The sequence below is a fragment of the Acinetobacter sp. NIPH 2699 genome (genome assembly GCF_022549355.1).
Taxonomy (GTDB): Bacteria; Pseudomonadota; Gammaproteobacteria; order Pseudomonadales; family Moraxellaceae; genus Acinetobacter.
In genome coordinates, this window is record NZ_JAKZGL010000005.1 from 93,269 (window position 1) to 113,747 (window position 20,479).

At 40.8% G+C, this 20,479-nt stretch carries 21 protein-coding genes; 16 read left to right on the top strand and 5 right to left on the bottom strand.

The genetic code is table 11. The features are described from left to right. Positions 1-300 precede the first annotated feature (300 nt). The gene (ligA, locus tag MMP72_RS06900; RefSeq protein WP_241315789.1) at positions 301-2,328 is read left to right on the top strand and encodes an NAD-dependent DNA ligase LigA; all 2,028 of its coding nucleotides are present in this window, start codon (positions 301-303) and stop codon (positions 2,326-2,328) included. Between the two features lie 274 nt (positions 2,329-2,602). On the opposite strand, the gene MMP72_RS06905 is transcribed toward ligA, so the two are convergent. Continuing rightward, positions 2,603-3,658, bottom strand: coding sequence for an aldehyde reductase (locus MMP72_RS06905; RefSeq protein ID WP_241315790.1), 1,056 nt, complete (start codon positions 3,656-3,658; stop codon positions 2,603-2,605). Positions 3,659-4,011: 353 nt separating this feature from the next. Here MMP72_RS06905 and bfr point away from each other — a divergent pair, with 353 nt between their 5' ends. Further along, complete coding sequence (gene bfr / locus MMP72_RS06910) at positions 4,012-4,476, top strand: bacterioferritin (protein ID WP_241315791.1); 465 nt, start codon at positions 4,012-4,014, stop codon at positions 4,474-4,476. Between the two features lie 49 nt (positions 4,477-4,525). Here the strand turns inward: bfr and MMP72_RS06915 are convergent, their stop codons facing one another. Beyond that, positions 4,526-5,101, bottom strand: a complete 576-nt coding sequence (locus MMP72_RS06915) for a peroxiredoxin (protein WP_241315792.1) — start codon at positions 5,099-5,101, stop codon at positions 4,526-4,528. A 131-nt stretch (positions 5,102-5,232) separates the two neighbouring features. On the opposite strand from MMP72_RS06915, the gene MMP72_RS06920 reads away from it, so the two are divergent. The 6 genes from MMP72_RS06920 (at position 5,233) to bioD (ending at position 10,496) form a co-directional block, all read left to right on the top strand. After that, a complete protein-coding gene (locus tag MMP72_RS06920) occupies positions 5,233-5,556 on the top strand; it encodes a DUF6176 family protein (RefSeq protein WP_241315793.1) in 324 nt (107 codons plus the stop codon). A gap of 35 nt (positions 5,557-5,591) precedes the next feature. Continuing rightward, positions 5,592-6,326 (top strand): hydrolase, encoded by a 735-nt coding sequence (locus tag MMP72_RS06925; RefSeq protein ID WP_241316074.1) that lies wholly within the window; start codon positions 5,592-5,594, stop codon positions 6,324-6,326. A 292-nt stretch (positions 6,327-6,618) separates the two neighbouring features. Beyond that, positions 6,619-7,914, top strand: a complete 1,296-nt coding sequence (gene bioA, locus MMP72_RS06930) for an adenosylmethionine--8-amino-7-oxononanoate transaminase (RefSeq protein ID WP_241315794.1) — start codon at positions 6,619-6,621, stop codon at positions 7,912-7,914. Continuing rightward, entirely contained in the window at positions 7,901-9,055 is a 1,155-nt protein-coding gene (locus MMP72_RS06935) for an 8-amino-7-oxononanoate synthase (protein WP_241315795.1), read from the top strand. The genes bioA and MMP72_RS06935 overlap by 14 nt, the downstream gene beginning before the upstream one ends. Then, complete coding sequence (gene bioC / locus MMP72_RS06940) at positions 9,052-9,858, top strand: malonyl-ACP O-methyltransferase BioC (protein ID WP_241315797.1); 807 nt, start codon at positions 9,052-9,054, stop codon at positions 9,856-9,858. Before MMP72_RS06935 ends, bioC begins: the two co-directional genes overlap by 4 nt. Next, on the top strand, positions 9,855-10,496 hold the full coding sequence (gene bioD / locus MMP72_RS06945; protein WP_241315800.1) for a dethiobiotin synthase: 642 nt from the start codon (positions 9,855-9,857) through the stop codon (positions 10,494-10,496). Before bioC ends, bioD begins: the two co-directional genes overlap by 4 nt. A 92-nt stretch (positions 10,497-10,588) precedes the next feature. On the opposite strand, the gene rluB is transcribed toward bioD, so the two are convergent. From rluB to MMP72_RS06960, 3 genes are read right to left on the bottom strand one after another with little or no spacing between them, the layout of a single operon-like run. After that, positions 10,589-11,533, bottom strand: a complete 945-nt coding sequence (gene rluB / locus MMP72_RS06950) for a 23S rRNA pseudouridine(2605) synthase RluB (protein WP_241315802.1) — start codon at positions 11,531-11,533, stop codon at positions 10,589-10,591. Positions 11,534-11,575: 42 nt separating this feature from the next. Further along, positions 11,576-12,175, bottom strand: coding sequence for an SMC-Scp complex subunit ScpB (scpB, locus tag MMP72_RS06955; RefSeq protein ID WP_241315805.1), 600 nt, complete (start codon positions 12,173-12,175; stop codon positions 11,576-11,578). Further along, the gene (locus MMP72_RS06960; RefSeq protein ID WP_241315807.1) at positions 12,172-12,966 is read right to left on the bottom strand and encodes a segregation/condensation protein A; all 795 of its coding nucleotides are present in this window, start codon (positions 12,964-12,966) and stop codon (positions 12,172-12,174) included. Before MMP72_RS06960 ends, scpB begins: the two co-directional genes overlap by 4 nt. Before the next feature lie 245 nt (positions 12,967-13,211). Between MMP72_RS06960 and MMP72_RS06965 the strand changes: the two genes are divergently transcribed. From MMP72_RS06965 to MMP72_RS06995, 8 genes are all read left to right on the top strand, one after another. Continuing rightward, positions 13,212-13,934 carry a GNAT family protein gene (locus tag MMP72_RS06965; RefSeq protein WP_241315810.1) on the top strand — a complete coding sequence of 241 codons (723 nt, stop codon included), beginning with the start codon at positions 13,212-13,214 and terminating at the stop codon, positions 13,932-13,934. Between the two features lie 117 nt (positions 13,935-14,051). Then, a complete protein-coding gene (locus tag MMP72_RS15885; protein WP_277606342.1) occupies positions 14,052-14,177 on the top strand; it encodes a hypothetical protein in 126 nt (41 codons plus the stop codon). 193 nt (positions 14,178-14,370) lie between these two features. Next, positions 14,371-15,729: an LLM class flavin-dependent oxidoreductase gene (locus tag MMP72_RS06970; protein WP_241315812.1), complete on the top strand. Its 1,359-nt coding sequence runs from the start codon at positions 14,371-14,373 to the stop codon at positions 15,727-15,729. 280 nt (positions 15,730-16,009) lie between these two features. Continuing rightward, positions 16,010-17,359 carry an LLM class flavin-dependent oxidoreductase gene (locus MMP72_RS06975; RefSeq protein WP_241315814.1) on the top strand — a complete coding sequence of 450 codons (1,350 nt, stop codon included), beginning with the start codon at positions 16,010-16,012 and terminating at the stop codon, positions 17,357-17,359. A gap of 12 nt (positions 17,360-17,371) precedes the next feature. Beyond that, positions 17,372-17,971: a nitroreductase family protein gene (locus MMP72_RS06980; protein WP_241315816.1), complete on the top strand. Its 600-nt coding sequence runs from the start codon at positions 17,372-17,374 to the stop codon at positions 17,969-17,971. 56 nt (positions 17,972-18,027) lie between these two features. Further along, positions 18,028-19,077 (top strand): NADP(H)-dependent aldo-keto reductase, encoded by a 1,050-nt coding sequence (locus MMP72_RS06985; protein ID WP_241315818.1) that lies wholly within the window; start codon positions 18,028-18,030, stop codon positions 19,075-19,077. Positions 19,078-19,087: 10 nt separating this feature from the next. After that, on the top strand, positions 19,088-19,528 hold the full coding sequence (locus MMP72_RS06990; RefSeq protein ID WP_241315820.1) for a GNAT family N-acetyltransferase: 441 nt from the start codon (positions 19,088-19,090) through the stop codon (positions 19,526-19,528). A 23-nt stretch (positions 19,529-19,551) separates the two neighbouring features. Continuing rightward, complete coding sequence (locus tag MMP72_RS06995) at positions 19,552-20,412, top strand: nitroreductase family protein (protein ID WP_241315822.1); 861 nt, start codon at positions 19,552-19,554, stop codon at positions 20,410-20,412. Positions 20,413-20,479 lie beyond the last annotated feature (67 nt).

Below are 20,479 nucleotides of genomic sequence, written 5' to 3' on the forward strand. Positions count from 1 at the left end.
TAGGGTCTGTTGATATTTCACCTTACGAGCTATAGCTCTCATTGCGACAGCAGACATTTTTTAGTCGATACAAGGCATGTTTTGCGAAATTTAGTCATTCTAAATAAGCAAGACATAACGCAGTAGTGGCAAAAAATGTCCTTGTCCCGAAGGGTTATAGCTAAAACTGCCCCAAACTTCGTTATGAAACTTGACAAGGGGGTCGCCATTGCCTACGTTTCATGCCTTGTTTGTGTTGTTTTAGTCAATAACGCAATGCATGGTTGAAATGTCAACAGCCCCTGATATGGTGAAAAACAAATGGAACAAAATTCAGTGATTGAGCAAATGCGTCAATTGATTCAACTCATTGCAAAACACAATCATGCTTACTATGTCATGGACCAGCCTTCCATTTCAGATAGTGAATATGACCATTTATTTCATCAACTTAAAGCATTAGAGCAACAACACCCTGAGCTTATTCAAGCGGATACACCCACCAATAAAGTGGGTGGACAAGCGCTCTCAAAGTTTGAAAGCGTTACGCATACAGTACCCATGCTGTCATTGGGGAATGTATTTAACCAAGAAGATTTATTTGCTTTCGCTCGGCGTATTGATGAGCGCTTGCCCAACCAAAAAGTTCAATATGAAGTTGAATTAAAGCTGGATGGCTTGGCGATTTCATTATGGTATGAACATGGCGTACTGGTTCGTGCCGTGACACGTGGAGATGGTGAGACGGGTGAAGATATTACTCAAAACGTCAAAACCATTCGTAATTTGCCAAAAGTATTATCAGCCCAGCAGCAAACGATTCCACAGTTTTTAGAAGTCCGTGGTGAAGTGTTGATGCCGAAGCAAGGCTTTGAAAAGCTCAATCTAGATCAAGAAGCCAAAGGCCATAAAACCTTTGCCAATCCACGTAATGCCGCCGCAGGCAGTTTAAGACAGCTTGATCCAAATATTGCCGCATCACGTCCTTTGGCATTCTATGCCTATGGAATCGCGCAATGCGAGCCGCACCATGACTTGCCGACCATGCATGATAGTCTACATTGGTTGACTAAATTTGGTTTTGAAATAGCAGAACGCCAATTTCTCTGTGCTTCGATTGAAGAAGTTCAGCAACGTTATGAGCAGATCCAGCTAGAGCGACCAGACTTAAAGGTTGAGATTGATGGCATGGTGGTGAAGGTTGATGACCTGAAACAGCAACAACAACTTGGATTTCTCAGTCGAGAACCACGCTGGGCCACTGCCTATAAATTCCCTGCACAAGCTGCGCTGACTAAAGTTGAAAATATTGATTGGCAAGTTGGGCGTACAGGTACATTGACACCTGTTGCACGACTCATCCCTGTTAATGTCGGTGGCGTGATGGTATCGAACGTGACCTTGCACAATATTGGTGAAATCCATCGTTTGGATGTCCGTATTGGGGATACGGTCAGTGTGTATCGTAGTGGTGATGTGATTCCTAAAGTAGAGAAAGTGTGGGCTGAGTTTCGTCCTGCTGAGACGGTGGTTGTAAATTTACCTGAATGCTGCCCAGTGTGTGATTCACCTGTGGTGATGCCAGAAGGTGAGGCACTGGCTCGATGTTCAGGGGGATTGTATTGTGCCGCGCAACGTATTGAAGCGATCCGTCATTTCGTATCTCGTAAGGCCTTAGATATAGAGGGTTTGGGTGATCGTTGGGTGGAATCACTTTTACACCTTGATTTATTGAAAGACGTTGCTGATATTTATCATTTGCATGAACATCGCGCCACGTTGTTGACCATTGAAAAAATGGGCGAAAAGTCTGTTCAGAACCTAATTGATGCGATTGAGGCCAGTAAGAAAACAACCTTAGCGCGTTTTATTTATGCATTGGGCATTCGTGGTGTCGGTGAAACGACCGCACGGATGCTTGCGAATACCTTTCAAACACTTGAAGCTTTGAAATTAGCAGATATTGACGCATTGAAGAAAACACCAGATGTTGGTGATATCACCGCAGAGTGGATTGCTGACTTTTTCCAAGCGACACATAACCTTGAAGTTCTAGATCGTCTATTAGCCGCAGGAATTCATTGGGATGCACCAACAGCACCGACACGCCAACCTTTGAATGGTGAAAGTTGGGTGGTCACGGGGACTTTAGAAACGATGGGGCGTGATGAAGCAACACAAAAGCTTCAGGCTTTGGGTGCTCGTGTCAGTGGCAGTGTGTCAAGTAAAACCAAATGTGTGGTTGCTGGTGAAAAAGCGGGTAGCAAGTTAGAGAAAGCGCAGAAACTAGAAATTAGAGTTTTGAATGAACACGCGTTCTTGGAGTTTTTGGCGCAGTATGAGGCTTGAACATAGTGGTAGAGGCTTTTCATCAATGAGAGATTATTAGCACTGCCACAGTTGCCATGAATATTCATATGATTATTGTATAGGCATGACTTTACTTTTCAGGGATGAAAAGTAACAAAAATCTTTCGTAGCTTTAGTCGCTGCTCATGGACTGATGGTCTATCCCTATACCACAGTCCAACGAGTGGCATTCATGCCGCCTTTCACGATAGTAAATACTGCTCTAATACTTTGTTTAAATAGAAAAACTTATACATTGAAAAAGTCATTCTTATTAAGCACGCTTTTTAACGATCCCGTCATCCAGTAATTGTTGAAAATGTTCGCACACACTTTCACGAATATCTCGATATTGAATACCCAGCTCATTCTCACTACGCTGTGCATTAAAATAGATTGGATAGCCCATATTCAACCGCACAAATTGACGTGAATGCCCGAATACTGGCGCAACTAAAGAAAATGCAGTTTTAGGTACAGTAAAGTGAGGGAATGGATACTTATAACCAAACTTTTGGGTCAAGGCCTTACCCATTTCTAATAGACTTAAAGTGCCACCACAAATGATATAACGACCTTGTGCTTGTGGATTGAGTGCCGCGGCTACATGCGCATCAGCTACATCACGAACATCAACGATTCCATTCCACATTGGTGGTACACCAAACAGGGTTGTGCCGTTACCGAACTGTTGTAGAACCTCGATACTGCCAGATTGGCTTGCATCCGTCAGGGATGGTCCCATGACCAATGCAGGATTGATACAGACCAAACTCCAGCGGTTTTGCTGTTCTGCTATTTCCCAAGCTTTGCGTTCAGCAGCAACTTTTGAGTATGGATAAGGTTGATGGGTTTCATTACTGGTATTGTTCCAGTGACTTTCATCAAATTCATTATTTGAAGTATTTAGGATTTCGACGGCATCACCATAAGTCGATGCGATGCTCGAGGTGAGAACAACACGTTTTACCGATTCAGTGCGGTTGACGCTGTTCAAAACGTTTTCTGTGCCGACGACAGCAGGTTCAATAATATCTTTAACCGCATCTTTATAGTTGGTCACCACGAAAGGTGAGGCGGTATGAATAACGACTTCACAACCTTGCATGGATTCATCAAAAGAACCTGGTTCAAGTAAATCTGCTTTGAAAAAGTGAATTTGCCCTGATGACTGTTCCGCAAGATCATAGAGATGTTGGATCTTCTTTTGCTTTGATGGGTCTCGAACTGTTGCGTGAACATTATAGCCTTGATTGAGTAACCGTTCGATAATCCAACCAGCAATATAACCCGTCGCACCAGTGACCAAGATTGGTTTACTTTTATCCATTTTTATTTCCGCATTGCATTTTTGTGATAGATGTTATGTAACGAATTTTGCGCTAACAAACAACGGCTGACCAGTCATTTTTTTACATTTTTTGATCTAAATAAGAAATGAATAAGAAGCATTGCTAATCGTTACAAAAAATCAAACAAATGATTTTCAGTAAAAATATCTATTTGTGTGGGTGTTAATAGTATGCAAAGGCTTATTTTATCTGGATAAATTAAGCTAATTAGAATTGTAAATGCGTATGTTTCTCATTTTAACTTTATAAAAATCATAAACTTACACACAATATTTTTTGCAATTATGATCCAACTTGACCATAATATTGTTATTCGATAGGAGTAAGTATTATGCGTGGCAATCCAGAAGTCATCGACTATTTAAATATGCTCATTGGCGGTGAATTGGCTGCTCGTGATCAATATTTAATTCATTCAAGAATGTACGAAGATTGGGGTTTGAGTAAGATTTATGAGCGCATTGATCATGAAATGCAAGAAGAAGCTTCTCATGCTGATGCAATCATTCGTCGTGTTTTGTTCTTGGAAGCAAAACCGAATATGAACCGTGAAGACATCAATGTTGGTAGCGATGTTGTCAGTTGTTTAAAAGCAGATTTAGCGCTTGAATATCATGTTCGTGAAAAGCTTGCAGTCGGTATCAAATTATGTGAAGAAAAGGGTGATTTTATTAGTCGCGATATGCTGCGTCAGCAACTTTCTGATACAGAAGAAGATCATACTTATTGGCTAGAAAAGCAATTACGTTTAATTGAATTGATTGGTTTACAAAATTATATTCAATCGCAAATCTAAGATTTGTAGATTAAAAAACTCAGCGATATCGCTGAGTTTTTTTTGGAATTTATTTCTTTTGAACAGTATTTAAATCTTTTAAAACTTGATCCGCATGGGTCTGTGTATTGACACTGGTATAGTGATATAGAATTGCGCCTTCAGGATTAATTAAAAAGCTTTCTCGTTTCGCGATTTTAGTAATTCCTAGATTTCTCACAATCCCAAATTTACTTGCAAGTTCACCTTTATCATCAGCCAAAATAGGGAAAGGTAAACCTAGTTTTTCTGAGAATTTTTGATGAGATGCGACATCATCCAAACTTACGCCTAACACCACTGCATTTGATTTTAAGAATTGAGGGTAAAGCGATTTAAATTGATTCGCCTCTTGGGTACAGCCAGCAGTGTTATCTTTAGGATAGAAATAGAGTACAACCCATTTTCCTTTATACTGGTTTAGGGTATGCCATTTGCCATTTTGATCTTGCAATTTAAAATCAGGCGCGGACTGTCCTACCCATTCTTTTTGCGCGGTATTTTGCTTCGAAAATAAGGTGTTTTGTGCCGTACTTAAACTTGGTGTGCCAAGTAGAATAAGAGAACTACATAGAATAAGAACTTTGGATTTTATCGTATTCATCATCTTAAGCTCAAAGTGTAATAGGGCATATTTTAGCAAATTTAGACATTTGATGTATGAGTAAATTCTTTACAGGTCTTTTGCTTGTTTTATATAGTTGAATTTAAATGAAGTATAAATAAAAGGAAAAGTGGATGGATGTTGGGGCAGTTTTAATCAAACTTAAAAAAGATACCTTAGCGAATGTTGATGTTTGGAGACAGGAGATCGAACAACGCAAAGCGGAAGCAATTCAAACACTCCAAGCAGAAGGTGTAAAAGTAGAATCTTGGTTTCATCTTGAACTAGATGGAATAGATTATCTACTGGCTTATATGCGTGCAGATGATATTGCACATGCGCAACAGGTGGCGAGAAATAGTCCATTTGATATAGATAAAGTCCATAAACAATTTAAGCAGAATTGGGAGCGTGTCATTCCAGCAAAATTATTGGTTGATTTGGAAAATAACGACTAGAAAAATTAGGTTATACTTTTTTAATGTTTAAATCATTGGGTCATAAGGTGAAGCACAAGATTTTACTTATTACTGGGTGGGGCGGAGGTGCTGAATTATTACAACCTTTACATGACGCTTTAGAACGACAGGACTATATTGTAGAACGCATTAATATTTTTAATGCTTTTGATCATGTGATCTTACAGCAACATGTTGAACTTGCATTAAGATTTGATGTGATTGTGGGATGGTCTCTCGGTGGGCAATTGGCGACATTGCTAGTCGATCAAATTCAACAACAGTTCGCTGAGCAGAAGATTTTAATTACTTTAGCTTCAAATCCGTGTTTTGTTGCCAAAGAGGATTGGGCGACAGCAATGTCAGTCGAGACCTTTATTCAGTTTAAACAGTCTTTTGAGCAGGATGCAATTACGACTTTAAAACGTTTTGGTTTATTGGTCTGCCAAGGTGCATCTTCTACGAAAAAAGATTTCTTGGCCATGCAGAAGTTGATTCGCCCGCAACCCATTGCATTACTGAAACATGGTTTAGATCTGCTTGAACAATTAAACTTGGTTGAGATCTATTGTGATTATCAGGGGTATCAGTTACATGTATTTGCACAGCATGATGCACTTGTTCCTTACCAAGTTATGCAAAATATCCAGAATTTAGCTGCAAAGAATCAATCTGTTGTTTCGGTTGAGGGGGCATCGCATGGTTTTCCATGTTTTATGGTTGGGCAAACTGTGCAAATAATTGAGGATTTTCTTGAGCAGACCGTTTAATCTTGTTTGAAATGAGAGTTCTCGCAATGTATTTTAGATTTTGACAAGTTTAAGATTATGCATACAGATTTCATATTTGTTAGAGCGGAGTCATGATGAGTTTTAATTTAATTTCAGGATAAGCTTTCAGCTAGACTTACTTTGGTTTCGCCCAAATGAGAAGCGAAGCTTTGCAAGAAAGGCATTTGTTAAGCTGATGGTACATCCTTGATACCACAGCTTAACAGGCGGCATCCATGATCGTAGATACTGCCATGAATTTAATTGGCTTAGGATGAGGGGTAAATAAAGGATGACCGATTTATTTGATTTAGAACATATATGGCATCCTTATACTTCGATGTTGAATCCACTGCCAACCTTTAAAGTCAAACGTGCCTATGGTGCGACGATTGAATTAGAAGATGGTCGAACTTTGGTTGATGGTATGTCTTCATGGTGGTGTGCGATTCATGGTTATAACCATCCTGAACTGAATCAATCCATTACAGATCAATTGCAGAATATGGCACATATCATGTTTGGTGGTTTTACCCACCAACCTGCGATTGAATTAGGCAAACTCTTATTAAAAATTACCCCGCCAAGTTTAGATAAAATTTTCTATGCCGATTCAGGTTCTGTTGCAGTTGAAGTTGCTTTAAAAATGGCAGTACAGTATTGGGCAGCATTGGGTAAAACCACGAAAACCAATTTTATTACTACCCGTTCTGGCTATCATGGTGATACTTGGAATGCGATGTCTGTCTGTGATCCTGTGACAGGGATGCATCAGATTTTTGGTACAAGTTTGCCCAATCGAATCTTTGTATCAGCACCGCAAAGTCGATTTGATGGAGAATGGAATCCACAAGATATTCAGCAACTCAAACAGCAGATTGAGCAGCATCACCAGACCATTGCAGCTTTAATTATTGAACCGATTGTGCAAGGTGCAGGAGGAATGCGTTTTTATCATCCTGAATATTTACGCCAAGCCAAGGCTCTATGTGAACAATACAATGTGCTGTTGATCTTTGACGAGATCGCAACAGGTTTTGGGCGTACCGGTAAAATGTTTGCTTGGGAACATGCGCAAGTCGAACCAGATATTATGTGTATTGGTAAAGGTCTAACAGGTGGTTATATGACGCTGTCTGCAACATTAACCACCAAAGATGTTGCTGAAACGATTAGTCGTGGAGAAGCGGGCGTATTTATGCATGGACCAACTTTTATGGCAAATCCATTGGCCTGTGCTGTGGCGTTAAAAAGTACCCAATTGCTAGTTGGTCAGGATTGGCAAAGTAATATCCAACGTATTGAAACGATTTTAACGCAGCAACTTACTGCTTTAGCACAACTTGATTATGTAGTAGATGTGCGGGTTTTAGGGGCGATTGGTGTGGTTGAATTAACCTCCAATGTCGATATGAAAACCTTGCAACAGCAGTTTGTTGAACGTGGTATTTGGGTTAGACCTTTCGGAAAATTGGTCTATGTTATGCCGCCGTATGTGATCAGCGATGATGAACTTCAGTATCTATTAGAACAACTGATCGCAGTGGTTCAAAATATGCAAGGAGTCAGTTCAAATGTCCTTGCTTGATCATTATGCTGAGCAGCTTGACCAACTCAAGCAACAAGGCAATTTTCGTCAATTTACTTCTAATCAGCAGCAGGGACGTTTTATCACGATCAAAGATAAAACCATGTTGAATCTCGCTTCGAATGATTATTTGGGCTTAGCGGCTGATTTGTCGTTGCGAGAAGAATTCCTCGATAACTTGAAAATAGAGCGGGCATTATTTAGTTCATCATCATCACGACTTCTCACAGGAAATTTTGACGAATATGAACAGTTTGAAAATAGCCTAAGCAAAGCCTTTGGTCGCGCGGCTTTGCTCTTCAATAGCGGCTATCACATGAATATTGGTATTTTACCAGCCTTGTGTGATAGTAAAACCGTAATTCTGGCCGATAAACTAGTGCACGCCAGTATGATTGATGGTATTCGACTCTCCACTGCTCAATATGTGCGTTATCGGCATAATGATTTGCAGCATTTGGAACAGTTATTGCAAAAGTATCACCAAGATGAGCAAGTTGAACGCGTTATCGTGGTGACTGAAAGTATTTTTAGTATGGATGGTGATGAAACTGATTTAGCTGCATTGGCACAGTTAAAACAACGTTTTTCCAAAACCATGTTGTATGTAGATGAAGCACATGCGATTGGTGTGAGGGGAGATCAGGGGCTTGGTTGTGCTGAACAATATGGGGTACTGGATCAGATTGATTTTCTGGTTGGAACTTTTGGTAAAGCGATTGCATCTGTGGGGGGGTATATCATTTGTGATGCTATTATTCGTGATTACTTAATCAATAAAATGCGCCCACTTATTTTTAGTACCGCATTGCCACCGATTTCGATGGCTTGGTCTGATTTTATTTTTAACAAAGTTTTGACCATGCAGCCACAGCGTCAACACTTGGCTGAAATCAGCCAATATTTACAACAGGCCGTGATTGAGAAAGGCTTTAGCAGTCCGTCAAGTAGCCATATTATTCCGATTATTGTGGGAGAAAGTCAGGCTGCAATTGAAAAAGCCCGTTATGTGCAACAACAGGGTTTTTATGCCATGCCAGTACGCCCACCCACTGTGCCACAGAATAGTTCGCGTTTACGTATCTCTTTGACTTCGCTTGTGCAAAAAACTGAATTGGAAAAATTGGTGGAGTGTTTGTGAGTTTAAATAAAACACTGGTCGCGCAGCGCTTCGCTAAAGCTGGGCAAAGTTATGTTGAACATGCTGTGGTACAGAAGCAGATTAGTGCGCAATTGTTTGAATATCTAAAACAGTACTGTCCTCAAACTTTGCCATCAGTCCTTGAAGTTGGTTGCGGTTCAGGCAATTTAACTCATTTATTTCAGCCATATTTTCAGGTTGAGCACCTGTTTTTAAATGACTTATATGAAGATGTGGGTCAGCATTTTCCTGATCTAAAATCCCCTCACTTACGCAGTGATCGTTCTCACTCCTTTGTTAAGGGAAGACCTCAAGTTAATTGGTTGATTGGCGATATTGAACAATTGGTTTTACCCACGCCATTGGATGCGGTGATTTCTAGTTCAGCTTTGCAGTGGATGATTGACCTACCTGCATTATTCAAGAGAATTCACAGTGCTTTAAAACCAAATGCATATTTCGGTTTTTCGACATTTGGTTCGGAAAATCTAATTGAAATCAAGCAACTGACTGGACAGGGGCTAAATTATTATTCCGTAGCTTCATTGCAGCAACAACTTGAGAAAAATGGTTTTGAGATTTTATTGATACAACAACAACAACAAAAGCATCTGTATTTTGATCATCCTAAATCCGTATTACAACATCTCAAAGCGACAGGGGTAACAGCGACTGCAAAATCGCATCGCTGGAACAAGCAATCCTTACAGCAGTTTTATTTAGATTATGAACAGTTCAAGGATGAACATGGTTTTCGTCTGACTTACCATCCTATTTATGTGATTGCTCGGAGAAAAGCATGAGTGCAGCAATTTATTTCGTCAGCGGTATTGATACAGAAATTGGTAAAACTTATGCCACAGGTTATTTAGCCAAGCTTTGGACCGAACAAGGGCAGCATGTCATTACCCAAAAACTGGTGCAAACGGGTAATGTTGATGTGTCAGAAGATATTGCGAAACATCGTGAAATCATGGGCAGTGGCTGGTTTCAGGAAGATCATGAAAAGTTGACCATGCCTGAAATTTTTACTTATCCAGCATCACCGCATTTAGCGACACGTTTAGATGGTCGAGAGTTGGATTTCGCCAAAATTGATGCGGCCACTCAAGAACTTGCTCAACGTTTTGATGTGGTGTTGTTAGAAGGTGCAGGTGGTTTGATGGTGCCATTGACCACAGACATACTGACTATTGATTATATTGCTCAACATCAACTCCCAGTGATTTTAGTCACGTCTGGGCGTTTAGGCAGTATCAATCATACTCTGCTGAGTTTGGAAGCCTTAAAGCATCGTGGGCTGAGTTTGCATGCTTTAGTGTATAACCTAAAAGATGAGTCTAAAGATCCTGTTATTTCTAAAGATACCGCAGATTATTTAAAAAATTATTTGGCTCAGCATTTTCCAGATGCAGAATGGATTGAGCTGGAAAAGTTCTAATTCATGTAAAAAGTTTAATTATCTTTGAAAATATAAGGTCTTAAAGATAAAAAACGCTCAAATTTGAGCGTTTTTTATCTTAAGGCGAAGTGTTAAAACTTCTTAAAGCCTTTACTGATACCAAGGGGTTTACGGTCATTGGTATTTTGACTTTTAGTATTGCTGTTCGGGCGTTGTTCTGGTTGCTCATCATCACGGCGTTGTTGACGTAAATAACCACCACGACGTGCAGCCATTGGTTTTTCAATCATTCTGTCACTACGACGTTTTGCCATACCAAATAAGCCAGTACCTTGACGTGGCTTCAATTCAACTGATTTTGCGAGATTATCGATATCGCCTTTATCTAATTCCATCCAGCGACCTGTACGCAATTCGCGCGGTAAAATCACAGTGCCGTAACGAGTACGCAGTAGGCGACTGACTTTTAAACTTTGTGTTTCAAAAATACGGCGCACTTCACGGTTACGACCTTCTTTGACCACAACTTGATACCAACGGTTGATCCCATCACCACCAATGTCAGTGAATGATTCAAATTTGGCAGGGCCATCTTCAAGTTCTACACCTTTAAGCATATTGTTGCGAATCTGTGGTGTCACTTCACCCATCACACGTACCGCATATTCACGTTCAATCTCATTGGATGGATGCATTAAACGATTGGCAAGCTCACCATCATTGGTAAATAACAATAAACCAGTACTGTTAATATCCAGGCGACCGACCATGACCCAACGATCATTGGCAATTTGTGGTAACTGTTCAAAAACAGTTGGGCGATTCTCAGGATCATTGCGTGAACAAATTTCCCCTTCAGGTTTGTAGTAAACCAAAACACGACGACGAATTTCATCTTCAATCTGGAACTGAACTTTACGACCATCAATACGGAGTTCATCAGTCGGTTCAATACGCTCACCGACTTGGGCAATACGACCATTGATGCTGACACGACCAGCAGCAATAACTTCTTCCATATAGCGACGTGAGCCTAGCCCAACCCTCGCTAATACCTTTTGTAATTTTTCACTCATGACAGCACAACCTTAGACATAATGATCAACAGTTCACCTTAATCAAGACTTCGGCGCATGTGCGTCGAGTGTCATGAATGCTTCCTTGGCGTTCTGTAGGGGAGGCAGTTGACCTAGCGAGGCTAGACCAAATGCATTTAAAAATTGGGGCGTTGTAACTAACAACGCAGGTCTTCCAGGTAAATTTCTGAAACCAGCTTCTTTGATCCAGTTCCAGTCAAAAAGCGTTCTTAAAATCTGACTATTATTTGATACACCACGAATTTGTTCAATATCGGCACGTGTTACGGGTTGATGATACGCAATTACGGCTACTGTTTCGAGTAGTGAGGGTGACAATTTGGTTGGGCGTTCAGGCCAAACTTGCGTAATGATATTTCGATATTTTGCTCGAACTTGGAAACGAAAACCTTGTACTGTTTCAATCAATTCAATTGAACGACCATGTTGTAACATGGCGAGTTGTTGCAAAAATTGACGTAACTGTTGCTTATTATATTGGTTTTGAAAGGCTTCTTTTAGTCTTGCAAGTGAGACTGGTGAGTCACTCGCGAACAAAATAGCTTCAATCTGTAATAAAACATCATGATGGATATCTTCAAGTGACATGCCTTCGTTTGGGTCAAATTGATCTAAACTCATGCTGCAACGCCTTGAACAGTTAAAGGAGCTTCAATTCCAGTATGAATAATTTGAATTTTTTGCTGACGGGTGAGTTCAAGTACCGCCATAAAGGTCACGACCATGCCCATACGACCTTGCTTGGGGTTAAGTAACTCAATAAAGCTCAAAGCTTCACCAGATGCAAGTTGGTTTTCAATAAATGCAATACGTTCTTCGAGTAAAACGGGTTCTTGTGCCACAACATGCGTGATTGGCTCAGGACGGTTAAATACACAGAATATTGCATCACGTAAAGCTTCGACATCATAACCTTCATAGATCGGAGCGATATGCCCAATACTGACATTGGTACTGAATGTATCTCGTTCAAAGATGGGCATTTGGCCCAATCTTTCAGCCGCCTGTTTAATCCGTAAATAAGTTTCTAAACGATCAATTAGTTCTTGTTTAGGGTCATTTTCAAAAGAGTCAACTGCTGTTGGCTTCGGCAATAATAAGCGTGATTTTAAATCTGCAAGCAAGGCAGCCATGACCATATAGTCGGCAGTCAGTTCAATATTCAGTGACTTCATACTATCCATATAAGAGAGATATTGTGTCGCGATTGGTGAAATATCTAACTGTAATAGATCAAAACCATTTTTTTGAATCAGGTAAATCAAAAAGTCCAAAGGACCTTCAAATTGTTCAAGTAAAATTTCAAACGCAGCAGGTGGAATATACAAATCTTCAGGTATGACTTCTTGCCACTCGTCAAGCACGCGAATGGAAGGAGTTAACTCCAACGAAGAAGGAAGAATTTGGTTCATTGCCGTTATAAGCCACGCGAATTTTCAAAAGCATGAAAGGATAGTTTTTGTGTGCAAGGGATGACACATGCTACAAAGAGCTAGGCTATTCTAATCGAAATCCAAAATTTAATAAATTGCTCACTTACAAAAACCTTAAAGTTCTCAGGGTATTTTCTATATTTATACAATATTACATAGAGCGCATAAGAAATTATGATTAAATTATCAACTAACACCTTATTTTATTTGAATTATAAATCAAGATGAAACGTTATTTAACAACGCAACAAAATCAGTTCGGACAAAATATTGGCTTCTCGACTGAAAATAATTTATCTAATCAACTGATTGCCAGCAATTTAAAAGGCCAATACGTTAAATTGATCCATATTGTTGGTGGGGTATCTGAGCAAGCTGCCAGCCAAATTTGGGCGTGTGTCTCAACAGAACCCAATGAAGGATGTTGGACTTATCTTCCTTATACAGCGCCACAAAGTCGACAAAGCCTCAGAGATTCATTGCAAAACTTATTTGGTTTTAACGATTCAACGCACTTTCTTATCGAGGTAAATGGAGAAGTGCAAGGGTGGATTGCACTCTTAAATCCCAGACTTGAGCATGCTGCGATTGAAATTGGCAATGTTTATTTTTCGCATAAGATGAAAAAATCAAAAGCATCGACTGAGACCATTTTTTTATTATTACAACAATGTTTTCAACAGGGTTTTAGACGGGTTGAATGGAAGTGTGATGATTGTAATGCACCATCAAAAGCAGCAGCACGACGCTTTGGTTTTCAATATGAAGGTCTGTTTCGTCAAGATCGTATTGTCAAAGGACGTAACCGAAATACAGCATGGTTTTCTATTGTCGATGAAGAATGGCCAGAATTAGAATATGCGTATCAGCAATGGTTAAGCTTAGAAAACTTTGATGAACAGGGTTTTCAAAAACAGCGATTATCAGACTTTTTGATGACAGAATAGTTTTATTGTGGGGAATCATTTTCTTGTACTGTTTGATTGATATGCTTTATCGGAAAATAGATATTTAAACGCAGAATTCCTTATTATTTTATTGAATTTTATAAAGATTTATAAATAATGATTTCACAATTAAATGTGGTGATGACTTATATTGTCAAAAATCGTTTAGGGAGTGTCTTGATGGAACATAAACAAGTGCTTTCACAATGCCCTGAGTTTTTAAGCTTAAAACAATCCTTATAACGAATAACCTAATGATGATGTCATTTTTTCTGCTGATTAGGAGACGCCTAATCAGCAGGATAATGCTGAACCTACAGCACATAAAAAATTAAAATTAATTAATTAATTGATATTTAATATAAAAAATATTGGCATCCAAATTGTATTAAAGCTAATGAATTCATTTTTCTTAGCAATAAATTTGGAGCAAAACATGAGTAGAAAAATTAGATTAGGTGCCTTTATTCCTGCTACAGGTCAACATGTTGCAGCATGGCGACATCCAGATGCTTCACCAGAACGTCATCTGGATATTGATTATCTGATCGAGCAGGCACAGACAGCGGAACGAGGTTTATTCGATGCCTATTTTCTGGCAGATTCACCTGTGATTAATTTTGGTGGATCGGCAGGAGATGACCAGATTGGTGTGAGTAGCAAGGTGGGGAGCTTTGAACCAGTCACTTTGTTTGCAGCACTGTCTGCAGTGACGAAACACCTCGGTTTTATCGCCACAGCTTCTTCAACTTATGAGTCACCGTATTTACTGGCACGTAAATTTGCCTCACTGGATCATATTAGTGGGGGACGTGCTGGCTGGAATGTGGTGACAACTGCTTCTGCTGCCGCTGCCTATAACTTCGGTTATGAACAGCAACCGCCTCATACCGAGCGCTATGATCGGGCACAGGAATATGTGGATTTAATTCAGAAGCTCTGGGACAGTTGGGAAGATGACGCCTTCTTGTATGACAAGGAGTCTGGTGTATTTTATGATGTTGATAAACTGCATCATCCCAACCACAAAGGTAAATATTATTCTGTGAAAGGAGCACTGAATGTTCCTCGCTCGCCACAAGGTTATCCGGTGATTGTACAAGCGGGATCGTCTGAACCAGGACGGGAGTTGGCTGGTCGCTATGCTGAAGTGATTTTTACCGCGCATCAGGAGCTGGAAAGTGCACAGGAGTTTTATCGCGATGTGAAAAGTCGTCTGGCTAAGTATGGTCGTCAACCAGAAGAGCTGTTGATTTTGCCGGGAGTTTCAGTTTTTGTTGGAAAGACTGAAGCAGAAGCACGCGCCAAATATGAGGAGCTGACCAAGCTGATTCGTCCTGAAGCAGGGCTTTCATTGCTCAGTGGTCTGGCTGGAGGGATCGACTTTTCCAAATATGATTTGGATGGACCTTTCCCTGACATTCAGGCGGATGCTACGGTACGTAGTCGTCCTGCCTTGATTGCAGACATTGCGCGAAAAAATAATTTTACTATCCGTCAGGTGTATGAATGGGTGGCGGGCGTACGTGGGCATTGGCAGATCATTGGCTCGGTCGAACAGGTGGTTGATCAGTTGCAGGAATGGTTTGAAAATGAAGCTGCGGATGGCTTTAATGTGTTACCGCCAACGACACCCAGTGGACTCAATGATTTTGTAGATTTGGTTGTGCCTGAGTTACAGCGTCGTGGTTTATTCCGTACCGAATATGAAGGCAAAACGTTAAGGGAAAATCTCGGTCTGAAACGTCCTGAAAACCAGTATACGCTGGCTCAGCAAGCTGCAAAAGTATCGTGATTGATAACAATGGTGAGTTTACAGTATGTGACAAACCACATTTGATGAGATGCATCATCATTCATATGACAGGCAGCTTCGGCTGCCTTTGTTTTTGGAAAAGAATAAGCCTTGATTGCGTGTTTTTATGCATGCTAGCAACACATGTTGCTGTTTAGGCAGCGCTAAAGCTATAGTTTAATAATTTAACTGTTTGAAAAGTATAAATAAAAATAGTGGCATGAAAATTGAAAATATAATAGGAACTAATTTAACCACATCAACTTTGGGGAGCTTTAAAATGAGTAGAAAAATCAGATTGGGTGCTTTTCTTCCCGCAACAGGTCAGCATGTCGCGGCATGGCGACTACCGGATGCAGCACCTGAACGACATCTAGATTTTGAGTATTTAAAAGAACAGGCTTTGATTGCTGAAAAAGGATTATTCGATGCCTACTTTTTGGCAGACGGATTATCTGCTGGTTTTGGTGCCAATGAAAAAGTCGGTGTAACCAGTAAGGTTGCTGGTTTTGAACCTGTAACCTTATTCGCTGCTTTATCGGCAGTCACCAAGAATATCGGATTTATTGCTACGGCCTCCACCACCTATGAAGAACCCTACCTACTGGCACGTAAATTCGCCTCGTTGGATCATATCAGTAAAGGTCGTGCTGGCTGGAATGTGGTGACTTCGGCATCAGTCAATGCGGCTTATAACTTTGGTTATGATGAACAACCTGCACATGCGACACGTTATGAGCGTGCCGATGAATATGTGGACCTCGTACAGAAACTTTGGGACAGTTGGGAAGACGATGCCTTTGTGTATGACAAGCCATCTGGTGTGTTTTACGATGTCGAGAAATTGCATCATCCCAATCATAAGGGGAAACACCTTTCGGTCAAAGGTGCATTGAATGTACCACGCCCACCGCAAGGTTATCCGGTGATTGTACAAGCTGGTTCCTCTGAACCGGGTCGTGATCTGGCGGCTAAATATTCTGAAGTGATTTTTACTGCGCATCAGGAGCTGGAAAGTGCGCAGGAATTTTATCGTGATGTGAAAGGTCGTTTGGCGCAATATGGACGCTCGGCAAATGAATTACTGATTTTACCGGGTGTTTCGGCCTTTGTTGCAAAAACTGAAGCAGAAGCACGAGAAAAATATGAGCAAGTTACACAGTTAATTCGTCCAGAAGCTGGTCTGAGTTTATTAAGTGGCTTGGCCGGTAGTCTGGATCTATCAACATATGATCTGGATGGACCATTTCCAGAGTTGCCTGAAACAGAAAGCCATATTAGCCGTCGTGCCTTGATTCTGGATATTGCTCGTAAAAATAATTTCAGTATTCGTCAGTTGTATGAATGGATTGCTGGCGTTCGTGGTCATTGGCAATTGATTGGTTCTGTAGAGCAAGTGGTCGATCAGTTACAGGAATGGTTTGAAAATGAAGCAGCAGACGGTTTTAACGTCTTACCACCAAGTACACCGGGTGGGTTAAATGACTTTGTCGAACTGGTGGTACCTGAGTTACAACGTCGTGGTCTGTTCCGTACTGAATATGAAGGTAAAACATTACGTGAAAATCTAGGTCTGGCACGTCCTGAAAATCAATATGTTCTGGCTCGCAAAGCCGCTAAGGTATCTTGAAAGGAGAGTGACATGAGTGAGTTGCGACAAACTGACCATGAGATTGATACTTTATTTACCAATCGTTGGTCACCACGTGGTTTTAACCAAGACGTCGAGATTGATTCATCTTCTTTATGGCAGTTGTTTGAAGCTGCTCGTTGGGCACCTTCGGCTTGGAATTCCCAGCCGTGGCGCTTTATCTACGCTTTGAAGGAAACCGTACACTGGGAGACATTGTTCAGCACTTTATCTGAATATAACCAGTCTTGGGTTGCGCAGGCATCGGCACTGGTTTTGGTATTGTCCAAAAAGAGTTTTGTGGCACCAGGGCAAGAGAGTGCTGTACTGCTACATAGTCATTCTTTCGATACTGGCGCAGCATGGGCGCATTTGGCCTTGCAAGCCTCACTCAAGGGCTGGCATACCCATGCGATTGGTGGTTATGACCAGACACGTGTTCGTAAACTGCTGAATATTCCAGAAGATTATCAGCTTGAGGCGATTGTTGTGATCGGACAACAGGGAAGTAAAGCGCATTTATCGGAAGTTTTACAGGCGAGAGAAAAACCGACACCACGACGACCGACTGTGACCTTTGTTTCGGAAGGTACATTTTCATTTAACGATTAATTTTACGATTGGGATGTGCCTGAAATACGGTATATCTCGCGCTTTAGGATATTTTTATGCAATACCGCAAACTGGGTAAAACTGATCTTGATGTCAGTGTCATCGCACTTGGAACCATGACTTTTGGAGAACAAAATACAGAGCAAGAAGCACATACGCTGATTGATTATGCAGTCGGTGAGGGGGTGAACCTCATTGATGCCGCAGAAAGTTATCCAGTCCCACCGCGTCCAGAAACACAAGGGCAAACGGAACGTTTTATCGGTAGCTGGTTAAAAAAAACAGGTAAACGTAATGAAGTGTTGCTTGCCACCAAAGTAGCTGGTCCATCACGTTTAATCACGCATGGGACACATATTCGAGGCGGTAAAACTCGTCATAACCGTGAAAATATTGAAGCGGCTTTGCATGATAGTTTGCAACGGTTACAGGTCGATCATGTTGATTTATATCAGTTGCATTGGCCTGACCGTAGTACCAATTATTTTGGACAATTGGGTTATCAGCATATAGAGGATGAGGACATTATCCCGATTGCAGAAACCTTGCAGGTTTTGGATAGTCTGATCAAGGCAGGCAAGATTCGCCATATTGGTTTATCCAATGAAACACCGTGGGGTGTGAGCCAGTTTGTACATACCGCAGAAAAATTAGGCTTGGCTCGGGTGGTTTCGATTCAAAATCCATATAACTTGTTAAATCGTACCTTCGAGATTGGCAATGCCGAAGTCTCGATTCGTGAAGATGTGGGTTTATTGGCTTATTCACCTTTAGCCTTTGGACATTTGTCAGGTAAATATTTAAATGGTGCACAACCCGAAGGTGCACGAGTGACGCGCTGGGAACGCTTCGGTCGTTACAAGGGAGAAAATGCAGAAAAAGCCACCCAGTTATATGTCGATCTTGCCCATCAGCATGGGCTAGATCCATCGCAATTGGCATTGGCTTATGTGAATAGTCGCCGTTTTGTTAGCAGCAATATTATTGGGGCGACCAATCTGGATCAGTTAAAAATAAATCTAGGCAGTGTCGATCTGGTACTCAATGATGAAGTGCTGGCTGGGATTGAGCAGATTCATAAACTATACCCAAATCCAAGCCCATAAGGTTCGTGATATGAGCATTGATATTCACCAAATTCATTACTCTACAGCACAATCCGATTTTGATATTTCGCTGATCCATGAATATTTGCAAGGGAGTTATTGGAGTCAAGAGATTCCTTATGCTGTGGTGGAGCAGGCGATTACTCATTCATTTTGTATGGGAGCATTCTTGGGTACACAACAAATAGGTTTTGCACGGTTGATTACTGATTATGCAACTTTTGCCTATTTAGCAGATGTATTTGTTTTGGATACTTACCAAAAGCAGGGTGTGGGTAAGGCATTAATAGCCCAATTGATGCAACAGGTGAATGCAATGGATCTAAGGCGTGTTTTACTGGCAACTCGGGATGCTCATAGTTTATATGCCCGTTATGGTTTCTCCGCCTTGGGTAATCCACAAAAATTTATGGAAATTGCCCGTCCCAATATGTACGTAAATGCAAAATAAACAACAGATAAGTGGAATTTAAAATGTCAACAATTCAACCTTTATTACAACAGCGTTATGGGGAACATATTCCCAGTGATTTATTGCAAAATTCTGATGTGCTCAATTTAAATCATCCTGTGCTAAACACAGTATTACAACATGCGTCATTACGACATTTTAGCAGCCAGAAAATCAGTCCAGAGTATTTATCTTTACTGATTGCCGCTGCACAGTCTGCGCCAACATCGTCCAATATACAGGCGTGGAGTGTGGTTGCTGTACAGGGTGAGGCGCAGAAAAATAAACTGTCACAACTGGCTGGGAATCAGGCGTTTATTCGTGAAGCACCGTTATTTTTAGTCTGGACGATTGATTTAAATCGTTCCCGTGACGTGATTCAGTTGACTGAACCTGAACAAGGTATTGAACATGCCATTGGTTTAGAGTCGGTAGACAGTTTACTGATTGGTACGATTGATGTGGCACTTGCTGCACAGAACTTGACCATTGCAGCACGGGCTTTGGGTTTGGGATCTGTCTATGTGGGTGGTATTCGTAATAATCTAAAACAGGTCGTCGAGGTATTAGAATTACCTCAAGGTGTGGTGGCCGTATTTGGTGTCGCGTTGGGCTATCCACAAGGTGTAAGCAATCAGGTGATAAAACCTCGTTTACCACAAAAAATCGTACTACATCATGAAGTCTATCAACAGCAACGACAATTGGATGAAACATCACTTGGTGAATATGAAAAAACACTAAATCAGTTTCAGCAGAACGTGGGACAGCCACAAGACCGCTGGCGTGATAAAGTCACACAACGACTGAGCAGTTTAAATGGACGTGAACATTTAGCTAAAGTATTTAATCAACAGGGATTAAATATTTTTACTGATCATTAATATTAATTTTTATTTTTTATAGAGGTTTGTTTAGAGAATAGACCTCTTGTTTTTTGTATTAAATGAT